We start from the raw sequence: 2559 nt of genomic DNA on the forward strand, positions 1-2559 counted from the left end.
GAACCCGAGGAACCCGACCAGCCCGCCAAGGCGAAACCGATCGGTGTCGTTGCCGAACTGCGCGCCCTGGTCGAACTGCGTGACTCGGGCATTCTGACCCCGGAGAAATTCGCTCAGCGAAAGCAACGACTGCTCGGCGAATGACCCGGATCCGGGTGGAAGATGATGATCGATGGCGGATAACACGGATCACCGGAGCCCGCGCAAAGCGATCCTCGGGCAACTGCCGCGGATCAACCGGCCCGACGGATCACCGATCCGCGTGCTGCTGGTCGACGACGAACCCGCGCTGACCAACCTGGTGACGATGGCGCTGCACTACGAGGGGTGGGTCGTCGACGTCGCCCACAACGGCCGCGACGCGGTCGCCATGTTTCACAGCGGCGAGCCCGATCTGCTGGTTCTCGACATCATGTTGCCCGACGTGGACGGGCTGCAGATCCTGCAGCGGGTCCGCGAATCCGACGCCTATATCCCGACGCTGTTTCTCACCGCCCGCGATTCGGTGACCGACCGGGTCACCGGCCTGACCTCCGGCGCCGACGACTACATGACCAAGCCGTTCAGCCTGGAGGAGTTGGTCGCCCGGCTGCGCGGTCTGCTGCGCCGTTCCGCCCAGCTGACGCCACCGATGAACGAGGTGCTCACCGTGGGCGATCTGACGCTCGACGGCGCGAGCCGGCAAGTGACGTTCGGCCGCACCCCGGTGTCGCTGTCGGCCACCGAGTTCGAACTGCTGCGGTTCTTGATGCGCAACCCGGGACGGGCGCTGGCCCGCGCCGAGATCCTGGACCGGGTCTGGAACTACGACTTCGCCGGCCGCACCAGCATCGTAGATCTATATATCTCCTACCTGCGCAAGAAGATCGACGCTGACCCGCCGATGATCCACACCGTTCGCGGTGTGGGCTACATGTTGAAGCCGCAGCCGTGACCGACGCCCCGAGCACGCCCCGAAAGGCACCCTGGTGGCGCCCGCGGTCGCTGGCCCGCCAACTGGTGCTCGGGGTGTCGGCCGTGGTGACTGTGGTGTTCGTGGCGGTCGGCGTGGTGTCGGTGCTGAGCCTGCGCAACTACGTCACCGCGACGAGCGATGCCGATCTGTCCGAGTCGATGAACGCCTTTAGTCATTCTTTCGTCAAGTATCGCCGCGCCCAACATGTCTCCGGCGCCGACGAGGCGTCGACCATCGGGTCGGCCATGCTGGGTTTCAGCGATCAGACGCCCGGCAATGTGCTGGCGGTGCTGCGCAACGGCAAGGTGATCGGGTCGGCGGTGTTCACCGTGGACGACCCCTATCCCGCACCTGCCGACGTGGTCGCCGCGATCAACGCCCACCACTGGCATGACGGCCCCCCGCAGACGATGGACCTGGGCAGCCTGGGCACCTATCGGGTGGAGACCCGTGTCGTCGACCAGGACGACCTGCTGTTCATCGGCGGGTCACTGAACCTGGCGAACCGCACCGTCGCCCGCCGAATGGCCGCTGCCGCAACGCTGTACACGTTGGCATTGCTGATAACCGCGGGCCTGACCATCACCGTGGTCAACTACGCGTTGCGCCCGCTGCGGCGCGTCGCGGCCACCGCCGGGGCGGTGGCCGCCATGGCGCTCACCGACGGCGACGAACGCATCACCGTGCGGGTGTCCGAGGATGACGTCGATCCGGACAACGAGGTGGGCATCGTCGCCGGCGCCCTTAATCGCCTGCTGGACAACGTCGACAGCGCATTGGCTTACCGCAGCGAGGCCGACCGACGGATGCGGCAGTTCATCACCGACGCCAGCCACGAGCTGCGCACCCCGCTCGCGGCGATCCAGGGCTACGCCGAACTGACCCGGCAGGACTCCGCCACGCTGCCGCCGACCACCGAATACGCCCTGGCCCGTATCGAATCCGAGGCGCAGCGGATGGCGTCGCTGGTCGAGGAGCTGCTGTTGCTGTCCCGGCTCGGCGAAGGCCAGGATCTCGACGTCGAAGACGTCGACCTGGCCGATCTGGTGGCCGATGCGGTCAACGATGCCGCGGCTGCCGCGCCGAGCCACCACTGGGTCAAGGATCTGCCCGAGTCCCCGGTGTGGGTTCGCGGCGACCGGGCCCGGCTGCACCAGGTTGTCACCAACCTGTTGAAGAACGCCTGGGTGCACACCCCGGCGGGGGTGACCGTCACCACCGCCATCACCGAGGAGCACGCCGGGGTGGGCGGGCCGGTCGCGCAGTTGACGGTGGCCAACGACGGCCCGGCGATCGACGCCGACATGGTGCCGCACCTGTTCGAGCGGTTCGTCCGCGCCGACAAGGCCCGCTCCAGCGAGCTGGGCAGCACCGGACTGGGACTGGCGATCGTGGCCTCGATCGTCGGCGCGCACAGCGGGTCGGTGGGGGTGGAATCCGCCGACGGGGCCACGGTGTTCCGGGTTCGGCTGCCGGTGGTGGATCCGGCCGGAGAGCCCTCACCGGTGACGGCGCCCGGCGAGCGTGCGCAGAATGCCGGCTAGAGCCGCGTGTCGCGGTGCAGACACGCACGCTCGCGAGAGTTGGGGAGGGGGTGTGGAGCC

The 2559-nt window shown here is 68.2% G+C and carries 3 protein-coding genes; all 3 read left to right on the plus strand.

Going from position 1 to position 2559, the window contains the following annotated elements; genetic code table 11:
- Positions 1-57 precede the first annotated feature (57 nt).
- From DQP56_RS25700 to DQP56_RS23795, 3 genes are read left to right on the plus strand one after another with little or no spacing between them, the layout of a single operon-like run.
- Complete coding sequence (locus DQP56_RS25700; protein WP_286167812.1) at positions 58-144, plus strand: hypothetical protein; 87 nt, start codon at positions 58-60, stop codon at positions 142-144.
- A gap of 28 nt (positions 145-172) precedes the next feature.
- Positions 173-934 (plus strand): response regulator transcription factor, encoded by a 762-nt coding sequence (locus tag DQP56_RS23790; RefSeq protein ID WP_112689522.1) that lies wholly within the window; start codon positions 173-175, stop codon positions 932-934.
- Positions 931-2499: a sensor histidine kinase gene (locus DQP56_RS23795; RefSeq protein ID WP_234825807.1), complete on the plus strand. Its 1569-nt coding sequence runs from the start codon at positions 931-933 to the stop codon at positions 2497-2499. Before DQP56_RS23790 ends, DQP56_RS23795 begins: the two co-directional genes overlap by 4 nt.
- Positions 2500-2559 lie beyond the last annotated feature (60 nt).

Source organism: Mycolicibacter senuensis (genome assembly GCF_003284925.1).
Lineage (GTDB): Bacteria > Actinomycetota > Actinomycetes > Mycobacteriales > Mycobacteriaceae > Mycobacterium > Mycobacterium algericum_A.

What these genes read in the sequence shown, in the direction of transcription:
- DQP56_RS23790 (WP_112689522.1), top strand. Translation starts at nt 173, where the DNA reads ATGGCGGATAACACGGATCACCGGAGCCCGCGCAAAGCGATCCTCGGG.